Source organism: Streptomyces sp. HUAS TT7, from assembly GCF_051550175.1.
Taxonomy (GTDB): Bacteria; Actinomycetota; Actinomycetes; order Streptomycetales; family Streptomycetaceae; genus Streptomyces.
Genome location: NZ_CP196175.1, coordinates 2,300,393 through 2,322,577 on the forward strand (window position 1 = coordinate 2,300,393; position 22,185 = coordinate 2,322,577).

The 22,185-nt window shown below is 70.9% G+C and carries 19 protein-coding genes; 6 read left to right on the top strand and 13 right to left on the bottom strand.

Going from position 1 to position 22,185, the window contains the following annotated elements; all coding sequences use genetic code 11:
• Positions 1-93: 93 nt before the first annotated feature.
• Both ACSHXC_RS10210 and ACSHXC_RS10215 read right to left on the bottom strand, forming a co-directional pair.
• Entirely contained in the window at positions 94-579 is a 486-nt protein-coding gene (locus tag ACSHXC_RS10210) for a hypothetical protein (RefSeq protein WP_438291277.1), read from the bottom strand.
• Positions 576-2,015: an MFS transporter gene (locus ACSHXC_RS10215; RefSeq protein ID WP_438291278.1), complete on the bottom strand. Its 1,440-nt coding sequence runs from the start codon at positions 2,013-2,015 to the stop codon at positions 576-578. The genes ACSHXC_RS10210 and ACSHXC_RS10215 overlap by 4 nt, the downstream gene beginning before the upstream one ends.
• Before the next feature lie 160 nt (positions 2,016-2,175).
• On the opposite strand from ACSHXC_RS10215, the gene ACSHXC_RS10220 reads away from it, so the two are divergent.
• The gene (locus ACSHXC_RS10220; protein ID WP_438291279.1) at positions 2,176-3,075 is read left to right on the top strand and encodes a LysR family transcriptional regulator; all 900 of its coding nucleotides are present in this window, start codon (positions 2,176-2,178) and stop codon (positions 3,073-3,075) included.
• 108 nt (positions 3,076-3,183) lie between these two features.
• Here ACSHXC_RS10220 and ACSHXC_RS10225 read toward each other — a convergent pair whose 3' ends face one another.
• Positions 3,184-3,624, bottom strand: a complete 441-nt coding sequence (locus ACSHXC_RS10225) for an AMP-binding protein (RefSeq protein ID WP_438291280.1) — start codon at positions 3,622-3,624, stop codon at positions 3,184-3,186.
• A gap of 123 nt (positions 3,625-3,747) precedes the next feature.
• Between ACSHXC_RS10225 and ACSHXC_RS10230 the strand changes: the two genes are divergently transcribed.
• Together ACSHXC_RS10230 and ACSHXC_RS10235 are read left to right on the top strand one after the other, a co-directional pair.
• Positions 3,748-5,919, top strand: a complete 2,172-nt coding sequence (locus tag ACSHXC_RS10230) for a RecQ family ATP-dependent DNA helicase (RefSeq protein WP_438291281.1) — start codon at positions 3,748-3,750, stop codon at positions 5,917-5,919.
• A gap of 217 nt (positions 5,920-6,136) precedes the next feature.
• On the top strand, positions 6,137-6,778 hold the full coding sequence (locus ACSHXC_RS10235; protein ID WP_438291282.1) for a hypothetical protein: 642 nt from the start codon (positions 6,137-6,139) through the stop codon (positions 6,776-6,778).
• Between the two features lie 195 nt (positions 6,779-6,973).
• Here the strand turns inward: ACSHXC_RS10235 and ACSHXC_RS10240 are convergent, their stop codons facing one another.
• From ACSHXC_RS10240 to ACSHXC_RS10250, 3 genes are all read right to left on the bottom strand, one after another.
• Complete coding sequence (locus ACSHXC_RS10240; RefSeq protein WP_438291283.1) at positions 6,974-7,591, bottom strand: hypothetical protein; 618 nt, start codon at positions 7,589-7,591, stop codon at positions 6,974-6,976.
• A 232-nt stretch (positions 7,592-7,823) separates the two neighbouring features.
• Positions 7,824-8,534: a ribonuclease HII gene (locus ACSHXC_RS10245; RefSeq protein ID WP_438291284.1), complete on the bottom strand. Its 711-nt coding sequence runs from the start codon at positions 8,532-8,534 to the stop codon at positions 7,824-7,826.
• A 73-nt stretch (positions 8,535-8,607) separates the two neighbouring features.
• Positions 8,608-9,231 carry a TetR/AcrR family transcriptional regulator gene (locus ACSHXC_RS10250; RefSeq protein ID WP_438291285.1) on the bottom strand — a complete coding sequence of 208 codons (624 nt, stop codon included), beginning with the start codon at positions 9,229-9,231 and terminating at the stop codon, positions 8,608-8,610.
• A gap of 315 nt (positions 9,232-9,546) precedes the next feature.
• On the opposite strand from ACSHXC_RS10250, the gene ACSHXC_RS10255 reads away from it, so the two are divergent.
• Positions 9,547-11,091, top strand: coding sequence for an MFS transporter (locus ACSHXC_RS10255; protein ID WP_438296512.1), 1,545 nt, complete (start codon positions 9,547-9,549; stop codon positions 11,089-11,091).
• Between the two features lie 63 nt (positions 11,092-11,154).
• Here the strand turns inward: ACSHXC_RS10255 and ACSHXC_RS10260 are convergent, their stop codons facing one another.
• From ACSHXC_RS10260 to ACSHXC_RS10275, 4 genes are all read right to left on the bottom strand, one after another.
• Positions 11,155-12,075 carry an ADP-ribosylglycohydrolase family protein gene (locus ACSHXC_RS10260; RefSeq protein WP_438291286.1) on the bottom strand — a complete coding sequence of 307 codons (921 nt, stop codon included), beginning with the start codon at positions 12,073-12,075 and terminating at the stop codon, positions 11,155-11,157.
• 12 nt (positions 12,076-12,087) lie between these two features.
• Complete coding sequence (locus ACSHXC_RS10265) at positions 12,088-12,747, bottom strand: histidine phosphatase family protein (protein ID WP_438291287.1); 660 nt, start codon at positions 12,745-12,747, stop codon at positions 12,088-12,090.
• 78 nt (positions 12,748-12,825) lie between these two features.
• Positions 12,826-13,431 (bottom strand): YdbC family protein, encoded by a 606-nt coding sequence (locus ACSHXC_RS10270; RefSeq protein WP_438291288.1) that lies wholly within the window; start codon positions 13,429-13,431, stop codon positions 12,826-12,828.
• Positions 13,432-13,543: 112 nt separating this feature from the next.
• Positions 13,544-14,371, bottom strand: a complete 828-nt coding sequence (locus ACSHXC_RS10275) for an arylamine N-acetyltransferase family protein (protein WP_438291289.1) — start codon at positions 14,369-14,371, stop codon at positions 13,544-13,546.
• Between the two features lie 163 nt (positions 14,372-14,534).
• Here ACSHXC_RS10275 and ACSHXC_RS10280 point away from each other — a divergent pair, with 163 nt between their 5' ends.
• Positions 14,535-15,059, top strand: coding sequence for a TerD family protein (locus ACSHXC_RS10280; RefSeq protein ID WP_438291290.1), 525 nt, complete (start codon positions 14,535-14,537; stop codon positions 15,057-15,059).
• Positions 15,060-15,169: 110 nt separating this feature from the next.
• Here ACSHXC_RS10280 and ACSHXC_RS10285 read toward each other — a convergent pair whose 3' ends face one another.
• The gene (locus ACSHXC_RS10285) at positions 15,170-18,064 is read right to left on the bottom strand and encodes a vitamin B12-dependent ribonucleotide reductase (protein WP_438291291.1); all 2,895 of its coding nucleotides are present in this window, start codon (positions 18,062-18,064) and stop codon (positions 15,170-15,172) included.
• Between the two features lie 155 nt (positions 18,065-18,219).
• Complete coding sequence (gene nrdR, locus ACSHXC_RS10290) at positions 18,220-18,741, bottom strand: transcriptional regulator NrdR (protein WP_438291292.1); 522 nt, start codon at positions 18,739-18,741, stop codon at positions 18,220-18,222.
• A 556-nt stretch (positions 18,742-19,297) separates the two neighbouring features.
• Here nrdR and lexA point away from each other — a divergent pair.
• Positions 19,298-20,086, top strand: a complete 789-nt coding sequence (gene lexA / locus ACSHXC_RS10295; protein WP_053726378.1) for a transcriptional repressor LexA — start codon at positions 19,298-19,300, stop codon at positions 20,084-20,086.
• Positions 20,087-20,193: 107 nt separating this feature from the next.
• Here the strand turns inward: lexA and ACSHXC_RS10300 are convergent, their stop codons facing one another.
• The gene (locus tag ACSHXC_RS10300) at positions 20,194-22,164 is read right to left on the bottom strand and encodes an ATP-dependent DNA helicase (RefSeq protein ID WP_438291293.1); all 1,971 of its coding nucleotides are present in this window, start codon (positions 22,162-22,164) and stop codon (positions 20,194-20,196) included.
• Positions 22,165-22,185 lie beyond the last annotated feature (21 nt).

A 22,185-nucleotide genomic window follows, 5' to 3' on the forward strand; every position in this document is an offset into this window, starting at 1 on the left:
AGTGCTCCTGGTAGGCCCGCACCGCGGTGCGCAGCCGGGTGTCGGCGGCGGCCACGAGCCAGCCGGGGAGCACGATGCGCGGGAACGCCACCGTCAGCTCCGGGTCGCAGCGGCAGTCCGTTGCGTGGTCGGCTGCGGCGCAGCTCGGGACGGTGAGCCAGACCCGGTGTCCGCACCTGCGTCCACCGCGTGGGACTGCCCTGCACTGATCATGGTGTCGAGATCCGCGCCGTCCGCGTACGGCCGGCGTGTGCCGATCCGGGTGTCCATCGGATCCCTACCGACTTCGTATTCGTACGGCTGCCGATCGCTGTCCGGGCCGGGAACGACCAGGACCAGTCGTCCGTTCTCCTTGAAGGAGGCGGCCAGTTGGGCGGCCGTCGGCGGATGCGGCGCCGGGGACGGCGGCCAGCAGCGCTCCATGGTGGGTACCCCGTGGGAGCGGATGACCGCCCGCACCCTGTGGATGGTCTCGTCGCTGCGGTCTGGATCGCCCCGCAGGACGGGCGGGGAGCCCGCGCCGTTGCTGCCCCGGGGCAGCCCGGCGCCATTGAACCGGCTCGCCCGCCGCTCGCTCACTGGGCGGTGCGCCGGCCGATGTACCCGACGGCGAGCAGGGCGCCCACCGCGAGGGCCGCCGCGGCGACCGACAGGGCGACCTTGGTGCCGCTGTCGCCGGGAGATGCCTGGAGTACGGAGCCGAGTACGGCGACGCCGACCACGGCCCCGGTCTGGCGGGCCGAGTTGAGGGCGCCGGACGCGATGCCCGCCTGCTCCTTGGGCACCGACGAGACCAGTGTGGTGACCAGGGACGGGATGGCGAAGGAGACACCGAACCCGAAGATCAGCAGGCCGACCGCGGTCAGTGCGTACTGGCCCGCGCCGTCGCCGCCCACGAAGAGCAGCTGGATGAGCGCGCCCACCGTCATCAGCGAGAAGCCGAGGATCGAGGGGATGCGCGGGCCCTTCCTGGCGACCAGGCGCCCGGTGTAGATCGGGTTGAACGCGGTGGGCAGGGTCAGCGGCAGGAAGGCGAGGCCGGCGGCCATGGCGGTGTAGCCGAGGCCCTGCTGGAAGTGGAGCGACATGACGAACAGGACGCCGGAGAGGCCGAAGTTGACGAGCAGACCGTTGATCAGGCCGACCGAGAAGGTGGCCTTGCGGAAGAGCTGGAGCGGCAGCATCGGGCCGCGCACGCCGGGCTCGCGGCGCTCCACCATGATGAAGCCGATCGCGGCAGCGACGCCGACGGCCAGCGCGATGAGCACCGGCGCGGACGTCCAGCCTTCGGGCTCGCTCTGGATGACGCCGAACGTCAGGCCCGCCAGGGCGAGTACGGCGAACAGCTGGCCGGGCAGGTCGACGGCGCGGTCCGGGTTGCGGGGCACCTGCGGCGCGAAGGCGCGGGTGATCAGCACGCTGAGCAGGGCGACGGGCACGTTGATGACGAAGATGAAGCGCCAGCCCAGCGTGTCCGTGAGGACGCCGCCGACGACCGGGCCCGCGGCGAGCGCGACACCCGTGATGGCCGCCCACGAACCGAGGGCGCGGGCCCGCTGGGCGGGGTCGGTGTAGGCGGTCGCGATGACGGCCATCGAGGCCGGAAGGAGGGCGGCGCCCGCGATGCCGAGGACACCGCGAATGCCGATCAGAACGCCCAGGTTCGGGGACGCGGCGGTGAGTCCGGAGGCGATGAGGAAGGCCCAGGTGCCGGTGAGGAAGACCTTGCGGGCGCCGAAGCGGTCCGCGAGCGCACCCATGGTGAGCAGCAGCGCGGCGAAGGTGAGGGTGTATCCGTTGACCACCCACTGGAGCCCGGAGAGGCCGCCGCCAATATCATCGCGGATGGCGGGCAGTGCCACGTTCACCACGCTGGTGTCGAGCAGCACCATGAAATAGCCGAGCGAAAGCCCCAGAAGCAGCAGCCCCTTGCGCCGGACTCCGGCCTCGGGCTTGACGCCCGCCGTAGTGCTCCCTCCTTGTGCGGCCGTCACCGTCGATGACTGCGAGGACATAGTTGTTCCCTTCTCCATTACTGATGCGGAAAGGTGAATTCGAGGCGGCCGGGGTCGAGAACCTGCGGCTGTTACAGCCTGGCGGGGACCCGGGCGAAAAAGAAACGGGAAATTCCGATTGCACCATCGGAAGCGCCGATGGATCGGGGGAGGCCGAGAGATGCAGCTCCGTCAGCTGAACACGTTCCGAACCGTTGCCGAAACCCTCAACATCACACGGGCGGCGGAGCGCCTGAATTATGCCCAGTCGAGTGTCACCGAGCAGATACAGTCGCTCGAAGCGGATCTGGGGGTGGCGCTCTTCGACCGTTCGGGCCGCCGGATACGGCTCACCGACGCGGGCAACCGCCTGGTCGAATACGCCGAGCGAATGCTCCAGCTCGCCGAGGAGGCGAGGGCCGCGGTGTCCAAAAGGGCGGACCCGGCCGGCGAACTCACCATCGGCGCACCGGAAACACTCTGCGTCTACCGATTGCCTTCTTTGCTGACCCGGTTCCGGGAAACCCATCCGAAGGTCCGGGTCGTACTGCGCCCGGGCAACCGGTCGGAGTCCCGCGGCGGGGTGCGCGAGGGAACCCTGGATCTGTGCTTCACGTTCGGACCGCCGCCCACGGAGCCGGAGTTCGAGAGCATGGCGCTGGCTCCCGAGACCGTCGTCGTGGTGGCGCCCCCCGGGCACCCGCTGACAAAGATGAACGAAGTGACCACGGCCGAACTCGCCGGTGTGGACTTCCTGGTGACCGAGCCCGGTTGCAGCTACCGCCGGATGTACGACGAGATGCTGGGCTCCGTGCGGGGCCCCCGGCCGAACGTGGTGGCCGAGCTGACGAGCATCGGAGCCCTGCGCAGCTGCGTCGCCGAGGGGATGGGCTGCGCGCTGCTCCCGGGGATCGCGGTGGCGGCCGACCTGGCGCGGGGCGCCCTGGAGACGGTGCCGTGGACCAACGCACGCCGGGAGACGGAGGTGCAGGTCTCCTGGCGTGCGCAGGGCACCGCGTCGCCGGGCCTTCGCCCGTTCCTGGACACCGCGCGCGAACTGCTCGGCAGCCCGGCCGTGTAGCTGCCCTCCCCGGTGCGGCGACGCCTGCCGCACCGGGGACCCCTCAGCCCTGGTCCAGGCAGAGTTCGTCCTCGTCGAGGCGGACGAGCCGGCCGCCGTAGCCGCCGGTCAGCGCGGCGAACCAGATCGCGGGGCGGGCGCCGACCGCGCCCCGGGCGAGCACCAGGGGCGTCCGGGGACCGGCCGCGGCCGGGTCCCGGCGATCTCGGCGATCTCGGCGGCGAGCGTCTCGTGGTCGAAGTCCCGGCAGGTGTCGGGGACGGCGACCGCCGCGACGTCGGCGAGTTCGGCGAGGTACTCCAGCTCGTGCTCGCGGTGCGGCATGAGGGCGAGGAGCGGTGCCACGCCGATGCGCTGGCAGGCCAGGAACAGCGCCACGAACTCCCAGCGCTTGGGAAGCTGGACCAGCAGGTTGTCCCCGTCGCCGAGGGCCGGCGACACGAGCCGCTCCGCCAACGCGTCGGCGCGGACGGCCGGTTCGCGATAGCCGATCCTTCTCGCTCCGTCCACCAGTGCCGTACGCGATCCGTAGCTGTCGCTCCGGCTCAAGGCGGCTCCAAGCCTGCCGCGCCCGGCTGTGGCGGGCTGCCGCGCACCTTGAGGACCAGCGGGAATGGCCGATCAGGAACGGTTCATTCCGCGAATGTCAGAGGTGTCCTGTTGTATGGGGGCATGGAGCACACGAGCAACGCGGAACTGCGCACCGAGGCCGACACGGTCCTCGCCCGTCTCGTCGGGGACGCCTCCGGCACCGCGCGGCTGCGCGAGGACCAGTGGCGCGCGATCGAGGCACTGGTCGCCGACAAGCGGCGGGCGCTCGTCGTGCAGCGCACGGGCTGGGGCAAGTCCGCGGTGTACTTCGTGGCGACTGCGCTGCTGCGGGCCCAGGGCGCGGGCCCCACAGTGATCGTCTCCCCGCTGCTCGCCCTCATGCGCAACCAGGTGGAGGCCGCGGCCCGGGCGGGCATCACCGCCCGGACGATCAACTCGGCCAATCCCGAGGAGTGGGACACCATCCAGGAGGAGGTCGCAGCGGGCGCGGTGGACGTGTTGCTCGTATCGCCCGAGCGCCTGAACAATCCCGACTTCCGGGACAATGTACTGCCGAAGCTGTCCGCGGCCACGGGCCTGCTCGTGGTGGACGAGGCACACTGCATCTCCGACTGGGGCCACGACTTCCGGCCCGACTACCGCCGGCTGCGCACCATGCTGGCCGAACTGCCGCCCGGCGTCCCGGTGTTGGCCACCACCGCCACTGCGAACGCCCGGGTGACGGCGGACGTGGCCGAGCAGCTCGGCACCGGCGGCGGCTCGGACGCTCTGGTGCTGCGCGGCCCCCTGGACCGCGAGAGCCTCAGCCTCAACGTGCTGGCGCTGCCGGACGCGGCCCACCGGCTCGGCTGGCTCGCCGACCACCTCGACGAGCTGCCGGGCTCGGGGATCATCTACACGCTGACCGTCGCGGCGGCCGAGGAGATCACCACATATCTGCGCCGGCGCGGGCACACGGTCGCCTCCTACACCGGCAAGACGGAGAACGCGGACCGCCAGCAGGCCGAGGACGACCTCCTCGCCAACCGGGTCAAGGCCCTGGTGGCCACCTCGGCGCTCGGCATGGGCTTCGACAAGCCGGACCTGGGATTCGTGGTCCACCTGGGCTCACCCTCCTCCCCCATCGCCTACTACCAGCAGGTCGGCCGCGCGGGCCGCGGCGTGGCCCACGCGGAGGTGTTGCTGCTCCCGGGCCGCGAGGACGAGGCGATCTGGAAGTACTTCGCGTCGGTGGCCTTCCCGCCCGAGGAGCAGGTCAGGCGCACCCTCGACGTCCTCGCGCAGGCCGGCCGCCCGCTGTCGCTGCCCGCCCTGGAACCCCTGGTGGAGCTGCGCCGCACACGCCTGGAGACGATGCTCAAGGTGCTCGACGTGGACGGCGCGGTGCACCGGGTCAAGGGCGGCTGGACGAGCACGGGCGAGCCCTGGGCGTACGACACCGAGCGCTACGCATGGGTTGCCCGGCAGCGCTCCGCCGAGCAGCAGGCTATGCGCGACTACGCCTCGACGACGGGCTGCCGCATGGAGTTCCTGCGCCGCCAGCTCGACGACGAGCAGGCGGCGCCGTGCGGGCGCTGCGACAACTGCGCGGGCGCCCGCTTCACCGCGGACGTGTCGGGCACGGCCCTGGACGAGGCGCGCGGCGAGCTGACCAGGCCCGGTGTGGAGGTGGAGCCCCGCAAGATGTGGCCCACGGGTCTCGCCGCGATCGGCATCGACCTGAAGGGACGCATCCCGGCGGGCGAACTTGCCTTCCCCGGAAGGGCGTTGGGGCGACTTTCGGACATCGGCTGGGGCAACCGGCTGCGCCCGATGCTCGCGCCGGGCACCCCGGACGGGCCGGTGCCGGACGATGTGGTGCAGGCGGTGGTGAGCGTGCTCGCCGACTGGGCGAAGGGCCCGGGCGGCTGGGCCTCGGGCCGTCCGGACGCACCGCAGCGGCCGGCCGGCGTGGTGACGGTGCCCTCGCGCACCCGGCCCGCGCTCGTCGGGTCGCTGGGCGCACGGATCTCCGAGATCGGCCGGATGCCCCTGCTCGGCTCGCTGGAGTACGCCGAGGGCCCGGCGGGCGAGCGGATCGCCCAGTCCAACAGCGCCCAGCGGGTGCGCGCGCTGCACCACGCGTTCGTGGTTCCGGACGCGCTGGCGGCCGCGCTCGCCGAGGCCCGGGGCCCGGTGCTGCTGATCGACGACGCGTCCGACACGGGCTGGACGCTGGCGGTGGCGGCCCGGCTGCTGCGCCGCTCCGGAGCCAAGGGGGTGTTCCCGCTGGTCCTCGCGGTCCAGTCGTGACGGCAGGGGTGACCGGGGGTGCCGCTGGGCAGGGATATGAGTGCCATACCCGTCGATTCAGGTCAGCGGCATCAATTGCTCGTTGCCGCCCGACCTCGCGACGGCAAGAATTGGAGCCGCCCCCGCACGGTCCCCCTGTGGTCCGGAAGGGCTGTGCCGTGGTGCGCCCTCACCCGACCCTGCCCGCACTGTGGGCGCGTATCCGGAAGGGAGGACCGTGACCTTCGGATTCGCTCCGTCCGCAGCCTCGGCAACAGCGTCCGCCCCGATGTCGGCCGACTCCGCGAACCGCTTCGGCCGGATCCTGGAGCCCGCCGAGTGGGCCGCCGCCGGAATTCCTCTGCTGCGCAATCCCCGTGAGGTCGTCAGCGGGCTGCACGCCCGGCACCGGCCGACGCCCACGACCGCCGTCGTCGCGGTCCTCGACCATGAGGAACGTCTCGCGGCCAGCGCGTCGTTCACCCGCCGCGCGGCTCCGGCCGACGGCTGGGAGTTCCGCAACGCGCTGCTCGCGCACCTGCGCAGAGTGATCCCGCACGACCTGCGCCGTCGGGTCCCGGTGCGCACCGCCGTGCTGCTCTACTGCCGCGACGGCGACGAGCGCTGGACGGAGGAGGACGGCGCCTGGATGTGGGGCCTGCGCGACGCCTGCACCCTGCACGGGCTGCGCTGCGGCGCGTACATCACGCTGACGCGCGGCGGCTGGCAGGTGCTCGGCGAGGGCCGCGGCGGCCGCCGCCCGAGCTCCAAATCCGGGCCGGGTTCGCTGGCCGACGCCGAGAGCGAGCTGGCAGCGCCGATGCCACTGCGTTCCGGCACCGGCGCGGTGGAGATGCTGCGGCGCACCGCCGCACGCTGAACGGCCCCGGCACGGCCGGAGGCACAGGCGTGGCCCAGTGGCGGTCCGGCCGCCGCCCCGCCGGAGGGATCCGGCCAGGGGCATGGCGGCACGGCCTCTGGGCCTCGGGCTCCGGAGCGCTCGCCCCGGATTCCCGACTCGGGCCCGCGGCGCCCGAACGATCGCGCGCGAGGGCCGGAGCGCCTGAGCTGGAGCTCAGACTCCGGCGCCCAGCGCAGCATTGATCCGCTGCGGGTCGCCGCACACGATGAGCAGCGCCTCGGCACGGGCCAGGGCGAGCGGCAGCGCGCGGGCGGCGGTGTCGTCGGCCGCGTTGACGGCGACCACGACCACGGGCCGGGCCGAGGCCCGTTCCACGGCGGCCGCACCGGCGTAGAAGACGTCGTCGCGGGCGTCGTGCTGGGCCCAGTAGGCGTCCTCGCCGAAGGACAGCTCGTGCGCCGCCCACGGGTGCGCCTCACCGGTGGTGAGGACCAGGATGTCGCCCGGCGCGCGGCCGGTGTCGAGCAGCAAGTCCACCGCTTCGCCCGCGGCGTCGAGCGCGCCGTCGGCCGGAGCCGGGATCAGCTGGATCTGCGGGCCGGCAGGGCTCGGTGGCCGGGTCGGCGGGGTCTGCGCGACGGCGCTGTGCGACCGCTGCGCGGGAGGCGTGGGCCGGGCCGGTCCGGGGCCCGGACGTCCGGGACGCGGTGCGGCCGCGGGACGCGGACCGGGTACGGGGCGAGGGGTCTGCGCGGTGCGGCCGGCGGCCGGGGTGACGCGGGGACCCTGGGCACTCTCGTGAATCTGAGGCTCCTCGGGGCTGAGAGGCATGAGTTGATGTCTATCAAATGCCGGTGAAGGCGTCACCGGCGGGTGGGCACAAAGGTGCGATCGGGGCGGAGTCTCCCCGCAACTGGGCGGGAAAGTCCAGGGATTTCGGGATGCGGACCCGGACTGTCCCATGTCCGCGAAGCGGACCGGAAGACTCCGGGAACGGGGTCGCACCGTACGGAATACGGACCGAAAACCTCCGAAAATCGTCCGGAATCCGGGGCACTCCGGGTCAGAAGTCGAAGCCGAGCTGTCCCCCGCTTTCGAGTGCGGCCGCCTCCGGGGACAGCCGCGTCTTCTTGAGGTGCCGCCACTGGGGCAGCGCGTCCAGGTACGACCAGGACAGCCGGTGGTAGGGCGTCGGCCCGAGTTCCTCAAGGGCCGCCTTGTGCACGGGCGAGGGGTAGCCGGCGTTCTCGGCGAAGCCGAATCCGGCGTACTGGCCCTGGGCGCCCGCGAGTTGGGCCATCATCGCGTCCCTGCGCACCTTGGCGATCACCGAGGCGGCCGAGACCGCGATGCAGGACTGGTCGCCCTTGATCACCGTACGGACCCGCCAGGGCAGGCCGAGGTAGTCGTGCTTCCCGTCCAGGATCACCGCGTCCGGCCGCACCGGCAGCGCCTCCAGGGCGCGCACCGCGGCAAGCCGCAGAGCGGCGGTCATGCCCAGCTCGTCGATCTCCTCGGGCGAGGCGTCGCCGAGCGCGTACGCGGTGACCCAGCCTTCGAGGACCGCGGCGAGCTCGGTGCGGCGCTTGGGGGTGATCAGCTTGGAGTCGGTGAGCCCGGCGGGCGGGCGGCGCAGCCCGGTGACGGCGGCGCACACCGTGACGGGACCGGCCCACGCCCCGCGTCCGACTTCGTCGACACCGGCGACGATCTTGGCCCCTGTCGTGGCGCGAATCGAGCGCTCGACGGTGTGGGTGGGTGGTTCGTACGGCATGTCGCTTGCAAGGTTACGCCGCCGGGGACCGCCCGCGACACCCAGGTCCGCGCCGATCGCCCGAAGGCTTCGGTCAGCCCCTGTGGGGACGCAGCAGCGGCACCATGACCTGGTCGATCATCGCGGCGATGTCCTCGTCGCTCCATTCGCTTCCGCACACCTTCTGCCGGTACATCATCAGCCCCGGGATCACATCGAAGACGAGCTCACCGGTGGCGTCGGGGCGCACGTCCCCTCGCTCGATTCCGCGGCGCACCACCTCGCGGAAGAGCCGGTTGGCGGGCTCGATCACCCGGTGCAGGATCAGCTCGTGGAACCGGTCGGCCGAGGCACTGTCGCATTCGTAAAGGACCGAACGCAGCGCGTAGCCGGACCGCGAATACATCGTCCCGCGGACCCTTCGGCACAGCTGGTAGAGGTCCTCGCGTACGGAACCGTGGTCCGGCGCGTCGTCGAGGCCGGGGAAGCCGGACCGCAGCGCGTCCGCGACCAGCTCCGCCTTGGAGGGCCAGCGGCGGTAGACCGCGGCCTTCCCGGTCTGCGCCCCGGCGGCCACCCCCTCCATGGTGAGCCCGCTCCAGCCGACCGTGCTGAGCTGTTCAAGCGCGGCATCCAGGATCGCCCGCTCCAGGACGGGGCCCCGGCGGCGCAGCGAGACGGGCTGCGCCCCGGCGTCGGTCCAGCGCGAAGTAGCCATCTTCTTCTCTCCGTTGGGGATGCTCCGCGGGGACGGATATCCCCTGTTGGGGACGGGTGTTCCACCGATGGGGACGGGGTGTTGAAGCGTACGCGGGCGGCGGCGCCCCGCCCTCCATGGTGACCCCGCGTCACCGGATGTTCCAGACGCCGCCCGGCCCCGTAGGCACCCAGACCGGTCCCGCCCCCGGCCGATTCGGGCCCAACTCCCAAGGAGGGGGCTTGCGTTCGTTCCCGGCCACTCACTATCGTCAGCCAATAGTGAACGGAAGCGTTCACTACAGTGTTCAGGGGGACCCCAGTGACGCCCGATCGAATAAGCACTGCCCAGCCCACAGAAGCCCGCCCCGGCCCCAAGGACCGGCCGGCCCGGCCCGGCATAGCCCTGACCGTCATCGCGGCGTGCCAGCTGATGGTGGTGCTCGACGCCACCATCGTGAACATCGCTCTGCCCCACATCCAGACCGCTCTCGGCTTCTCCACCAACGACCTCACCTGGGTCATCAACGCCTACGCGCTCACCTTCGGCGGGCTGCTGCTGCTCGGCGGCCGGGCCGGTGACCTGCTCGGCCGGCGCCGGATGTTCATCACCGGGATCCTGGCCTTCACGCTCGCCTCGCTGCTCGGCGGATTCGCCCAGGAGCCCTGGCAGTTGCTCGCGGCGCGCGCCCTTCAGGGCATCGGCGGCGCCATCGCCTCACCGACCTCGCTGGCACTGATCGCGACGACGTTCCCCGAAGGCCCCGAACGCAACCGCGCGTTCGGCGTGTTCGCCGCCGTCTCGGCCGGTGGCGGCGCCATCGGTCTGCTCGCCGGCGGCATGCTCACCGACTGGCTGAACTGGCGCTGGGTGCTGTTCGTCAACGTACCCATCGGTGTCTTCATCGCCTTCCTCGCGCCCCGCTTCATCAAGGAGTCGGAGCGCCATCCGGGCCGCTTCGACCTCACGGGCGCGCTCACGTCCACGCTGGGCATGGCGGCGCTGGTCTACGGATTCATCCGGGCGTCCACGGACGGCTGGAGCGACTCGCTCGCGCTGGGCTCGTTCGCCGCGGCCGCGCTGCTGCTCTTCGCGTTCATCGCGGTGGAGCGCCGCTCGGCCCAGCCCATCACGCCCCTGCGGATGTTCGCCGACCGCAACCGTTCCGGTACGTACGTGATGATGCTCAGCCTGGCCGCCGCGATGTTCGGCATGTTCTTCTTCATCGTGCTCTTCGTGCAGAACGTGCTGCACTACAGCCCGATCAAGGCGGGTCTGGCCTTCCTTCCGGTGACGGTCGCGATCGTCACGGGCGCCGGGATCTCCTCCAACCTTCTGCCGAAGCTCGGCCCCAAACCCTTCATGGTGACCGGAACCACGCTGACCGGCCTCGGCATGGCCTGGCTGACCCAGATCGACCCGGACAGCTCGTACGCGGGCGGGATCCTCGGCCCGATGCTGATGTTCGGCTTCGGCATGGGGCTCAACTTCGTCACGCTGACCCTGACCGCCGTCTCCGGTGTCGCGGACAAGGAATCGGGCGCCGCCTCGGGCCTGTTGAACACCACCCAGCAGGTCGGCGGCGCGCTCGGCCTGTCCATCCTGACCACCGTGTTCGGCACCGCGAGCCGCCACGAGGCCACCGCCCAGGTCAAGGACTTCCTGGCGAACGGCTCGCCCGAGCAGAAGGCCGCGTTCCTCAAGTCCCGTCAGCTGCCCGCCCCTTGGAGCGACGCGGTCCTCGCGCACGGCATCGGCATCGCGTTCATCGCGGCCGTCGCGCTGGTCGCCCTGGCGATCCTGACCGCCGTCTTCGTCATCCAGGTCCGCAAGAGCGACCTGGAGGCCCTGAGCGGCAAGAGTGCCGGCGCCGCGCTCTGACCTTGAAGGAGCCGCCCCGTCCGCAGCGAGCGGGCGGGGCGGCTCCTGTACGAGATGGGCTCGTCAGCCGGCCGTGGCGGCCGGGACCCAGTCCGGCAGCTGCTCGGTGTGCTCCAGCCACTCGGCCGGCGGCGCCCCGGCCGGGGCAGCCGCGACCAGCCCGCCCACGATCGCGCAGGTCGTGTCGACGTCGCCGCCCACCTGCGCGGTCGTCCAGAACGCCGACGCGTAGTCGCCGAGCCCGCGCGCCGCCGACCAGAGGGCGAACGGCACGGTGTCGTGCGCGCTGGTGCGCCGCCCGGAGCCGAGCACCGCGGCCACGGTCGCCGCGTCGCCGTAGTCGAGCATGTCCCGCGCCCGCCGCAGCCCGGCGCCGACCGCGCTGCGCGGCACGAGCGCGATCACCGCATCGAGCAGCTCACCCGGCCCGGGGGGACCTGCGGGCGCGGCGACCAGGGCCGCGGCCGCCGCGACGGCCATGGCGCCGACGACGGCCTCGCGGTGCTGGTGGGTGGTGTACGAGGAGATCTCTGCCTGGTGGGTGGCCTGCTCGGGATCGTCGGCGTACCAGGCGCCGAGCGGCGCGATCCGCATGGCGGAGCCGTTGCCCCAGGAGCCCTGGCCCTTGAACAGCGCGGAGGCCAGCTCGCGCCAGTCCCCGCCCTCCCGGACCAGGCGGAGCATCCGGTTGACGGCGGGGCCGTAGCCCCGGTCGAAGTCGTGGTGGCGCGCGAAGGAGTGCGCGAGCGCGTCCTGGTCGATGCGGCCGTGCGAGGCGAGCACGGCGAGGACCGAGCAGGCCATCTCGGTGTCGTCGGTCCACTGCCAGGGGCCATCGGGCAGTTCCCGGCGCTTGAGGCGGGGAAGGTTGGCGGGGACGAAGAACTGGGAGCCCAGTGCGTCGCCGACGGACAGCCCGCGCAGGCTGCCCAGCGCGCGTACGAAACGCGGGTCGAGTGATTCGGTGGAGGAGTCAGCGGTCATCTCAGGCCCACTCTATCCGGTGATCCCGTACGGTTCCGGGGCACGCCACCGCTGAAATGGCCGGTCCAGCGAGTACCGCCCGTCGGCGCCCAGCAGCAGCGTCCTGGTCTCGGCGTTCCCCGGATTGGACAGCGACTCGAAGTCGGCCACGCTCCAGTGGAACCAGCGCATGCAGAACAGCCTCATGGTGAGCCCGTGCGTCACGAGCAGCACGTTGGGCGGATGGTCGGGCGCCTCGAAGCTCCGGTAGAGGCTCTCCAGGAACGCCCCCACCCGGTCGTAGACGTCGGCCCCGGACTCGCCCTGCGCGAACCGGTAGAAGAAGTGCCCGTACGCGTCCCGGTACGCCTTCTGCAGCTTGACGTCGTCCCGGTCCTGCCAGTTCCCCCAGTCCTGCTCGCGCAGCCGGGGCTCCTCCCGGATCCGCACCTGCTCCGGGTCGAGGCCGAACGCCCGGAACGTCTCGTGGGTCCGCCGGTAGGGCGAGACGTAGACGCTGACCTTCTCGTGCCCGAACATCGCACGCAGCCGCTCCCCCGTCGCCTCGGCCTGGCGCAGGCCGGCCTCGGTGAGCCTCAGCGCATGGTCGGGCTCGCGCTCGTACACGGTGTCGTCGGCGTTGCCCTCCGACTCGCCGTGCCGGACGAGGACGATGCGTCGCGGTCTTGCCATGCCCAAACCCTAGATCGCCAGCGCGGCGATCGAGCACTTGTCCGGCCTCCATCCGGCGTAGGCGCTCCGGGAGCCGCCTCAAACCGTCCAGTCCGCGTCGAGCTGGACCACATCGCCGGTCAGGGCTGCGACATCGGTCTCGGTCTGCGCGCGCAGCGAGAGCCGCTCCACCCGGTCGGCCCGGTACTTGCCGTGCTCGGCGGCCGACTGCCACATGGAAAGGACCAGGAACTCGTGGCCGGGCGCCTCGGCGAACACCCCGCGCAGCATGCCCGGGGACCCTGCCATCGCCGGGTTCCAGACCTTCTCCTGCATCAGCGCGAAGTGCTCGACCCGGTCCTCGTGCACCCGGCAGTGCGCGACGCGGACCACGTCCGCGTCGGTGAAGCGCGGCTCGAAGCCGGTCTTCACATCGAAGCGGTGATCGAAGAGCTTCACCTCGATGTCCTTGTACGTGCCGGACTGCGCGACGGCGAGCCGGTCGTGCGCCCGCGCCATGAAGGAGTCGTAGAACGCGCGGCTCTCCCAGAAGCCGAAGACATGGGCCACTTCCGGCCGCCTCCGGCTCCAGCCGCCGCCCTGCCCCCGGAAACCGGGCTCACCCAGCAACCCCACCCATTTCCGCTGCCCCCGCTCGAAACCGCGGCGGTCCACCACGGTGCAGCGAATCCACTTGACCAGCACCGCGCCATCGTACGGCGCACCACCATGCCCCGGTCAGGCTCCGGCGGAGTACTTCCGCGGGAATATGACGCGCGCCCCGAATCCCAGTTCACCACCGAACATCGGGCCGAAATCACCGGCCATTCAACCCACCCCCCAATGCACCCAGTTGTGCGAGTTCTTCACGCTCCATCACGATATCGAAGACCTCTGACAACACCACTCCGAGCTCGTCGGCGGGCACCCTGATCCGCTCCTCGGTGCCATCCGTACGAACGGTGGTGAGCTCGTCCCGGACCAGCGCCCGGCGGACTCCGGGCGCCGTGCGCTGCGCCACGACCTGGCCCACGAAGCGGGATTGGGGGTGCGAGGAGCTGTAGTGGTTCATGACCGTGAAGTCGGCCGGGTAGAGCGTCTGCGGCGCGAAGGCGTAGAGGTCCAGCCATCCCCCGGGGCGCAGCGACCGCAGTACGTGGGTGCCGTCGTCCTCGATGCCGATGCCGAAGGTCCACCCGCCCTGCTCCACGACCGCGCCGTCCCTCAACGGCACCGGTTCCAGCGGCCCTTGCCCCCCGAACCCCGTGTCGCACAGCCAGAGTTGGCCTTCGGCGCTGACCGCGAGCAGCGCGTGGGTGACCGGCGGAAGCCACGTCCCCCGGGTCCGGTTGCGGGCCCCGCGCCCGCCGAACTCGAAGCCCAGGCGCTCAAGGACGGCGGCGAACAGCGAGTTCTGCTCGTAGCAGTAGCCTCCGCGCGCCTGCCCGACGAGCTTGCCGACGAGGCTCTTCACATCCAGCGGGACGGGCCGCCCGAGGGCCACGTCCAGGTTCTCGAAGGGGATCGCCGCCACGTGTGCCCGGTGCAGTTCCCGCAAGGTCCTGAGCGTGGGCGACGCATCACCGTCGTAGCCGATCCGCGCGAAGTAGGCGTCCAGATCGACGTCTTGGCCGTTCCACATCATGATCCCCCCGAAAAACCCGAGGACCCCCGCGGCCCCCGCCGCACACAATGATCACCGCCCGGGCGCCGCGCACCAAACCATTCGTCGCACCACTTCGCAAGGACGGGCGTGACAGCATGAGAAGCACGCGGGGGCGGCAGGTCAGGCACGGGGAGGGGTTTGAATGAGCGGCATCGGCAAAGGGCTCGGCACGGTCGAGGTGGCACTGCGGTGGGACCCCGCCCCGCTCGGCTCGCCCGCCCACGACCTGGATGTGGTCGCGGGGGTCTATCCGGCGGCCGCCCCGTACGGACCACCCACCTACTGGGTGCACTTCGACAGCCGCTCCCCCGACGGCACGATCAACCTGAACCGCGACAGCCGCACCGGCCAGGGCCTCGGCTACGACGAGGTCATGACCCTGGAACTCGGCCGCCTGCCCCCGGAACACGCCCGCGTAGTGGTCGGCGTGGTCATCCAACAGCGGGCGGGGCGCCTCGTCTTCGGCGATGTGGCGAACGCCGGCATCCGTATCCGGGACGGCTACACCGAGCTGTCGAACCACGGCTTCGCGCAGGTGGCGGGCTCCAGGGCGGCTACGGTCGCGGAGTTCACCCGCGCCGAGTCCGGCGCGTGGGCCTTCCGCGAGGACATCCGCGGCTTCGCCCTTGACCCGGACGCGTTCATCGCCGCCATGGGGACGGCCTGACTCCCGCGCACGACTGAGGGGACCGGCGATTGCCGGTCCCCTCAGTGCACTTCTTCTCAGCTAAACCTGCGAGCTACGTCGGACGATCGCCCCACGTAGTGCGCCCGTTGTCAGCTGCAACCGCTGGTCGAGCCGCAGCCCTCGCAGATGTAGCAGGAGCCGGCTCGCTGCATCTTCGTACCGCAGGAGAAGCAGAGCGGGGCGTCCGCGCTGACGCCGAGCTGCATCTCGACGAGCTCGGCCGAGTTGTGCGCGACCTTGGGGGCCTCGACCGCGACCGGCTTCGGTGCGGCGACGGCCTTCAGGGTCTCGGTCTGGCGCGGGGCCGACTGGGCCAGGCTCTCGACGTCCAGCTCCTCGTCCTCCAGGGTCGGCTCGTACGAGCCGGTGTCCAGGTGACGCTGACGCTCCTCGGCGGAGTGGATGCCGAGGGCGGAGCGGGTCTCGAACGGCAGGAAGTCGAGCGCCAGGCGGCGGAAGATGTAGTCGACGATCGACTGCGCCATCCGCACGTCCGGGTCGTCCGTCATGCCGGCCGGCTCGAAGCGCATGTTGGTGAACTTCGAGACGTAGGTCTCCAGCGGCACGCCGTACTGGAGGCCGACCGAGACGGCGATGGAGAAGGCGTCCATCATGCCCGCGAGGGTCGAGCCCTGCTTGGACATCTTCAGGAAGACCTCGCCGAGACCGTCGTCCGGGTAGGAGTTGGCGGTCATGTAGCCCTCGGCGCCACCGACCGTGAAGGAGGTGGTGATGCCCGGGCGGCCCTTCGGGAGGCGCTTGCGGACCGGGCGGTACTCGACGACCTTCTCGACCGCGGTGCGGATGGTCTCCTCGGCCTTGGCGGTGACCGCCTCCTTCTCCTTCTCCTTGGTCTTGGCGGAGAGGGGCTGGCCGACCTTGCAGTTGTCGCGGTAGATGGCGAGCGCCTTGACGCCCATCTTCCACGCCTCGAAGTAGACCTCTTCGACGTCCTCGACGGTGGCGGTCTCCGGCAGGTTGACCGTCTTGGAGAGGGCGCCCGAGATCCACGGCTGGATGGCCGCCATCATGCGGACGTGGCCCATCGCGGAGATGGAACGCTCGCCCATGGCGCAGTCGAAGACCTCGTAGTGCTCGGTCTTCAGGCCCGGGGCGTCGATGACGTTCCCGTGCTCGGCGATGTGGGCGACGATCGCCTCGATCGCCTCCTCCTGGTAGCCGAGGCGGCGCAGCGCCTGCGGCACCGTGCCGTTGACGATCTGCATCGAGCCGCCGCCGACCAGCTTCTTGAACTTGACCAGGGCGAGGTCGGGCTCCAGGCCGGTGGTGTCGCACGACATGGCGAGACCGATGGTGCCGGTCGGCGCGATGACCGAGGCCTGCGCGTTGCGGAAACCGTTCTTCGCGCCGAGCCGGACCACGTCCTGCCAGGCCTCCGTGGCGGCGGCCCAGATCGGGTTGTCCAGGTCGTCCACGTGGACGGCCGCGGCGTTGGCGTCGGCGTGCTGCTTCATGACGCGCTGGTGCGGCTCGGCGTTGCGGGCGTAGCCGTCGTACGCGCCGACGACCGCGGCGAGCTCGGCGGAGCGCTTGTACGAGGTGCCGGTCATCAGGGAAGTGATGGCGCCGGCGAGCGCGCGGCCGCCGTCGGAGTCGTACGCGTGGCCCGTGGCCATCAGCAGGGCGCCGAGGTTGGCGTAGCCGATGCCCAGCTGGCGGTAGGCGCGGGTGTTCTCGCCGATCTTCTGGGTCGGGAAGTCCGCGAAGCAGATGGAGATGTCCATCGCGGTGATGACGAGCTCGACGACCTTGGCGAAGCGCTCGACCTCGAAGGACTGGTTGCCCTTGCCGTCGTCCTTGAGGAACTTCATCAGGTTCAGGGACGCGAGGTTGCAGGACGTGTTGTCCAGGTGCATGTACTCGCTGCACGGGTTCGAGCCGTTGATGCGGCCGGACTCGGGGCAGGTGTGCCAGTGGTTGATGGTGTCGTCGTACTGGATGCCCGGGTCGGCGCAGGCCCAGGCGGCCTCGGCCATCTTGCGGAAGAGCGACTTGGCGTCGACCTCTTCGATGACGTCACCGGTCATGCGGGCCCTCAGGCCGAACTTGCCGCCGGTCTCGACGGCCTTCATGAACTCGTCGTTCACGCGGACCGAGTTGTTGGCGTTCTGGTACTGGACGGACGTGATGTCGTCGCCGCCCAGGTCCATGTCGAAGCCCGCGTCGCGCAGCGCGCGGATCTTCTCCTCTTCCTTCACCTTGGTCTCGATGAAGTTCTCGATGTCGGGGTGGTCGACGTCGAGGATGACCATCTTGGCCGCGCGGCGGGTCGCGCCGCCGGACTTGATGGTTCCGGCCGAGGCGTCGGCACCGCGCATGAAGGAGACCGGGCCGGACGCGTTGCCGCCGGAGGAAAGGAGCTCCTTGGAGGAGCGGATGCGGGAGAGGTTCAGGCCGGCGCCGGAGCCGCCCTTGAAGATCATGCCCTCTTCCTTGTACCAGTCGAGGATCGACTCCATGGAGTCGTCGACGGCCAGGATGAAGCAGGCCGAGACCTGCTGCGGCTGAGGCGTGCCGACGTTGAACCACACCGGCGAGTTGAAGCTGAAGATCTGGTGCAGGAGTGCGTACGCCAGCTCGTGCTCGAAGATCTCGGCGTCGGCGGGAGAGGCGAAGTAGCCGTAGTCCTCGCCGGCCTTCGTGTAGGTCTTCACGATCCGGTCGATGAGCTGCTTGAGACCGGTCTCGCGCTGCGGGGTGCCGACGGCCCCGCGGAAGTACTTGCTGGTGACGATGTTGACCGCGTTCACCGACCAGAAGTCGGGGAACTCGACGCCACGCTGCTCGAAGTTGACCGAGCCGTCGCGCCAGTTGGTCATGACGACGTCACGGCGCTCCCAGGCCACCTCGTCGTACGGATGCACGCCGGGGGTGGTGTGGATGCGCTCGATGCGCAGCCCCTTGGTGGCCTTGGATCCCTTGGCTCGGGAGCCTCGTGCCGGGCCGCTCGCCGTCTCTGTCATTGCCGCCTCCCATACGCGGGCAAAAACGCCCAAAAGTGCCTGAATGTTCCCAAGGCACGGTGTTTGTCTGTTGCCACGGGCGCAGCGGAAGCTCACCCCTGGCAGGTTCTGGATGCCGCCGATCGGCGACCGCGGGCCCGTCCGGGCCCCCTCGGTCAGTCGGCAGCGGTGGCGGGCACGGGGACCTGGGAGGTCACGCCGGCCACGCACTCGTCTGATTGGTCTGCGGGAGGCCGCCGCTCGCGGAGTTCCACGATGGCGGCCTCGAAGTCTTCGAGCGTGTCGAAAGCCCGGTAGACGGACGCGAAGCGCAGGTACGCGACGAGGTCGAGCTCCTGCAGCGGGCCGAGTATGGCAAGCCCCACGTCGTGGGTGGTCAGCTCGGCGCTGCCGGTGGCGCGCACCGCCTCTTCGACCCGCTGGCCGAGCTTGGCGAGGGCGTCCTCGGTGACGGGCCGCCCCTGGCATGCCTTGCGGACGCCGGAGATGACCTTGGTGCGGCTGAAGGGCTCGGTCACGCCGGAACGCTTGATGACCATCAGTGAGGCCGTCTCCACCGTCGTGAAGCGACGGGAGCAGTCGGGGCACTGGCGGCGCCGGCGGATCGACGTGCCGTCGTCGGTCGTACGACTGTCGACGACACGGCTGTCGGGGTGCCTGCAGAAGGGGCAGTGCATGGTTCCCAACCCTCCTTCACAGCACGACTGAATAGCCTCGGCGGGCTCGGAAACCTCCCGCGAAGCGACCACAAGCATAGGCGATGGCCAGGGTCTTGAAGGACCACGGACCACAACTTCTGGGTGGCTGCACCAATCCAACCACTAGATCTAGGGTTTCTTCGGTTACCCAGCCCTACCGCGTGTCGCGAAACCCCGACTGCGGCCCGGCGTTTTCCGGCCGCCCAAGAGATTACGGGAAGCGCGTCGCAGCGCCGGATTGCGGGGTGCCGGATGACAGACTGTGCGCCGGTACGCCGTCGTCGTGAGCGACACGCGGCGGCCGCCGGAACGGTCCCCGAGGGGGTGGTCGCCAAGCGTCCGTCCCCGGCGGTGAAGGGTACCGTAATGGACCGAATTGCCGTTCGACGGGCCCTCAATCGGGACTCGCACATACACCCACCCGCAGGACCGTGCAGCGCGTTCTGCGATTTTTCACTCGAACGTGTGTTTGGCGCAACCTTTCGAAAGCAACTACCGTTGTCCAGCTAGGGAGACCATTTCGAGAGGGGCCGACGTGACCACCACCGCAGACAGTGCCACCATCACTGCCCAGGACCGCTCCCAGACCCGACTTGAGCCGGTGCATGCCATGAATGACGCAGTCACGAACCAGGGGGCGGACGCCGGGCGTGCCCGCTCGCTGCCCGGCCGACCTCCAGGGATCAGGGCGGACAGCTCGGGGCTGACCGACCGGCAGCGGCGAGTCATCGAAGTGATCCGGGACTCCGTGCAGCGGCGTGGCTACCCGCCGTCGATGCGGGAGATCGGCCAAGCCGTCGGCCTCTCCAGCACCTCGTCCGTCGCCCACCAGCTGATGGCCCTGGAGCGCAAGGGCTTCCTGCGCCGCGACCCGCACCGGCCCCGCGCATACGAGGTCCGCGGCTCCGACCAGCCGAGCAGCCAGCCCACCGACACCGCGGGCAAGCCCGCCGCCTCCTATGTGCCGCTGGTGGGCCGGATCGCCGCCGGTGGCCCGATCCTCGCCGAGGAATCGGTCGAGGACGTCTTCCCTCTCCCCCGCCAGCTCGTCGGCGACGGCGAACTGTTCGTCCTGAAGGTCGTCGGCGACTCGATGATCGAAGCCGCGATCTGTGACGGCGACTGGGTCACGGTGCGCCGCCAGCCCGTCGCCGAGAACGGCGACATCGTCGCCGCGATGCTGGACGGCGAGGCCACCGTCAAGCGCTTCAAGCGCGAGGACAACCACATCTGGCTGCTCCCGCACAACGCCGCCTACCAGCCGATTCCCGGCGACGACGCGACCATTCTGGGCAAGGTCGTGGCGGTGCTCCGGCGGGTCTGACCCCTCCGCCGGCTCTGACCGGGCCCCGGGACCCCCTGCGCCGGTCCCGGGGCCCTGCTGTGTCCGCAGCGCCCCGCCCCGCGCGGTGTGGGCGGGGCAGCACCGCCCTACTTGCCGTCGGCCTTGGCCGCCGCGTCGATGGCTGCGAGCGAGCGACGCGCCTGGTTACGGTCCGTGGTGTACCAGAAGTCGGGCAGCGAGGCCCGCAGATAACTGCCGTAGCGGGCGTTGGCCAGCCGCGGATCGAGCACCGCCACCACGCCCCGGTCACCCGTCGCCCGTACGAGACGGCCCGCGCCCTGGGCCATCAGAAGCGCGGCGTGCGTCGCCGCCACGGCCATGAAGCCGTTGCCGCCGCCCTCCTCCACCGCCTTCTGGCGGGCGCTCATCAGCGGGTCGTCGGGACGCGGGAACGGGATCCGGTCCATGACCACCAGCTGGCAGCTCGGGCCGGGCACGTCCACGCCCTGCCACAGAGACAGCGTGCCGAACAGACAGGTCTTCGGGTCGGCCGCGAACGACTTGATCAGCTCGCCCAGCGTCTCCTCACCCTGGAGCAGGATCGGATTCTCCAGGCGGCCGCGCAGCTCCTCGGCGGCGGCCTGGGCGGCCCGCATCGAGGAGAACAGGCCGAGGGTGCGGCCGCCGGCCGCCTCCACCAGCTCGGCCAGCTCGTCCATCATGTCGCCGCGCGAACCCTCCCTGCCCGGGGTGGCCAGGTGTTTCGCGACGTAGAGGATGCCCTGCTTGGGGTAGTCGAAGGGCGAGCCGACATCGAGGCCCTTCCACTGCGGGACGTCCTCGCCGCCGGTGCCCTCCGGGGAGAGGCCGAGCGAGGCGCCCACCCCGTTGAAGTCCCCGCCCAGCTTGAGCGTCGCGGAGGTCAGTACCACCGAGCGGTCCGTGAAGAGCTTCTCCCTGAGCAGGCCCGACACCGAGAGCGGGGCGACCCGCAGCGAGGCGCCGAAGCGGTCGTGGCGCTCGTACCAGACGACGTCCCACTCGGAGCCGTTGGTGATGCGCTCCGCCACGCCGTGCACCGTCTCCAGCATGGCGACGGCCTGCTTGCGCACGGCGTCCTCGTCCTGGACGGACTTGTCACGGGTGGAGCCGAGCGCCGAGATCACCTCGCGGGCGGCGTCGCGCAGCGCCATCAGCGCATAGCCGAGGTCCTCCGGGACCTCCTCCAGGCGGCCCGGCAGCGCCAGCTCCATCACCCGCTCGAAACCCTCGGCAGCGGTCTGGAGGCTGTCGGCCACCTTCTCGTTGACCAGCTTGGCGCTGCGCCGCACGGCCCGGTTGACCTGGCCGGGGGTGAGCTCGCCGGTCGCGACGCCGGTGACCCGGGAGACCAGCTCATGGGCCTCGTCGACGATCAGCACCTCGTGCTGCGGGAGCACCGGGGCGCCTTCGATCGCGTCGATGGCGAGCAGGGCGTGGTTGGTGACGACGACATCGGAGAGCTTGGCGCGCTCCCGCGCCATCTCCGCGAAGCACTCCGCCCCATAGGCGCACTTCGTGGCGCCCAAACACTCGCGGGAGGAAACGGAGACCTGCCCCCACGCCTTGTCCGAGACACCCGGCGTCAGGTCGTCACGGTCGCCGGTCTCGGTCTCGTCCGCCCAGTCCCGCATCCTGAGCAGGTCCTGACCCAGCTTGCTGGTGGGCGCGGCCGACTCGAACTGGTCGAAGAGCCCCTCGTCCTCGTCCTGCGGCGCGCCCTCATGGAGGCGGTGCAGACACAGGTAATTGGAGCGGCCCTTCAGCATCGCGAACTGCGGACGGCGCCGCAGCAGCGGGTGCAGCGCGTCCACGGTGCGCGGCAGGTCGCGCTCCACGAGCTGGCGCTGGAGCGCCAGGGTGGCCGTGGCGATCACGACGCGCTCCCCGTGCGCGAGGGCCGGCACCAGGTAGCCGAGGGACTTTCCGGTGCCCGTCCCGGCCTGGACCAGCAGGTGGGAGCTGTCGTCGACGGCATCGGCGACAGCCGTGGCCATGGTGACCTGGCCAGGCCGCTCCACGCCGCCGACGGCGGTGACGGCGGCGTGCAGGAGCTCGGGGAGTGAAGGCTTTGTCATAGCCAGACCACCCTACGGCTC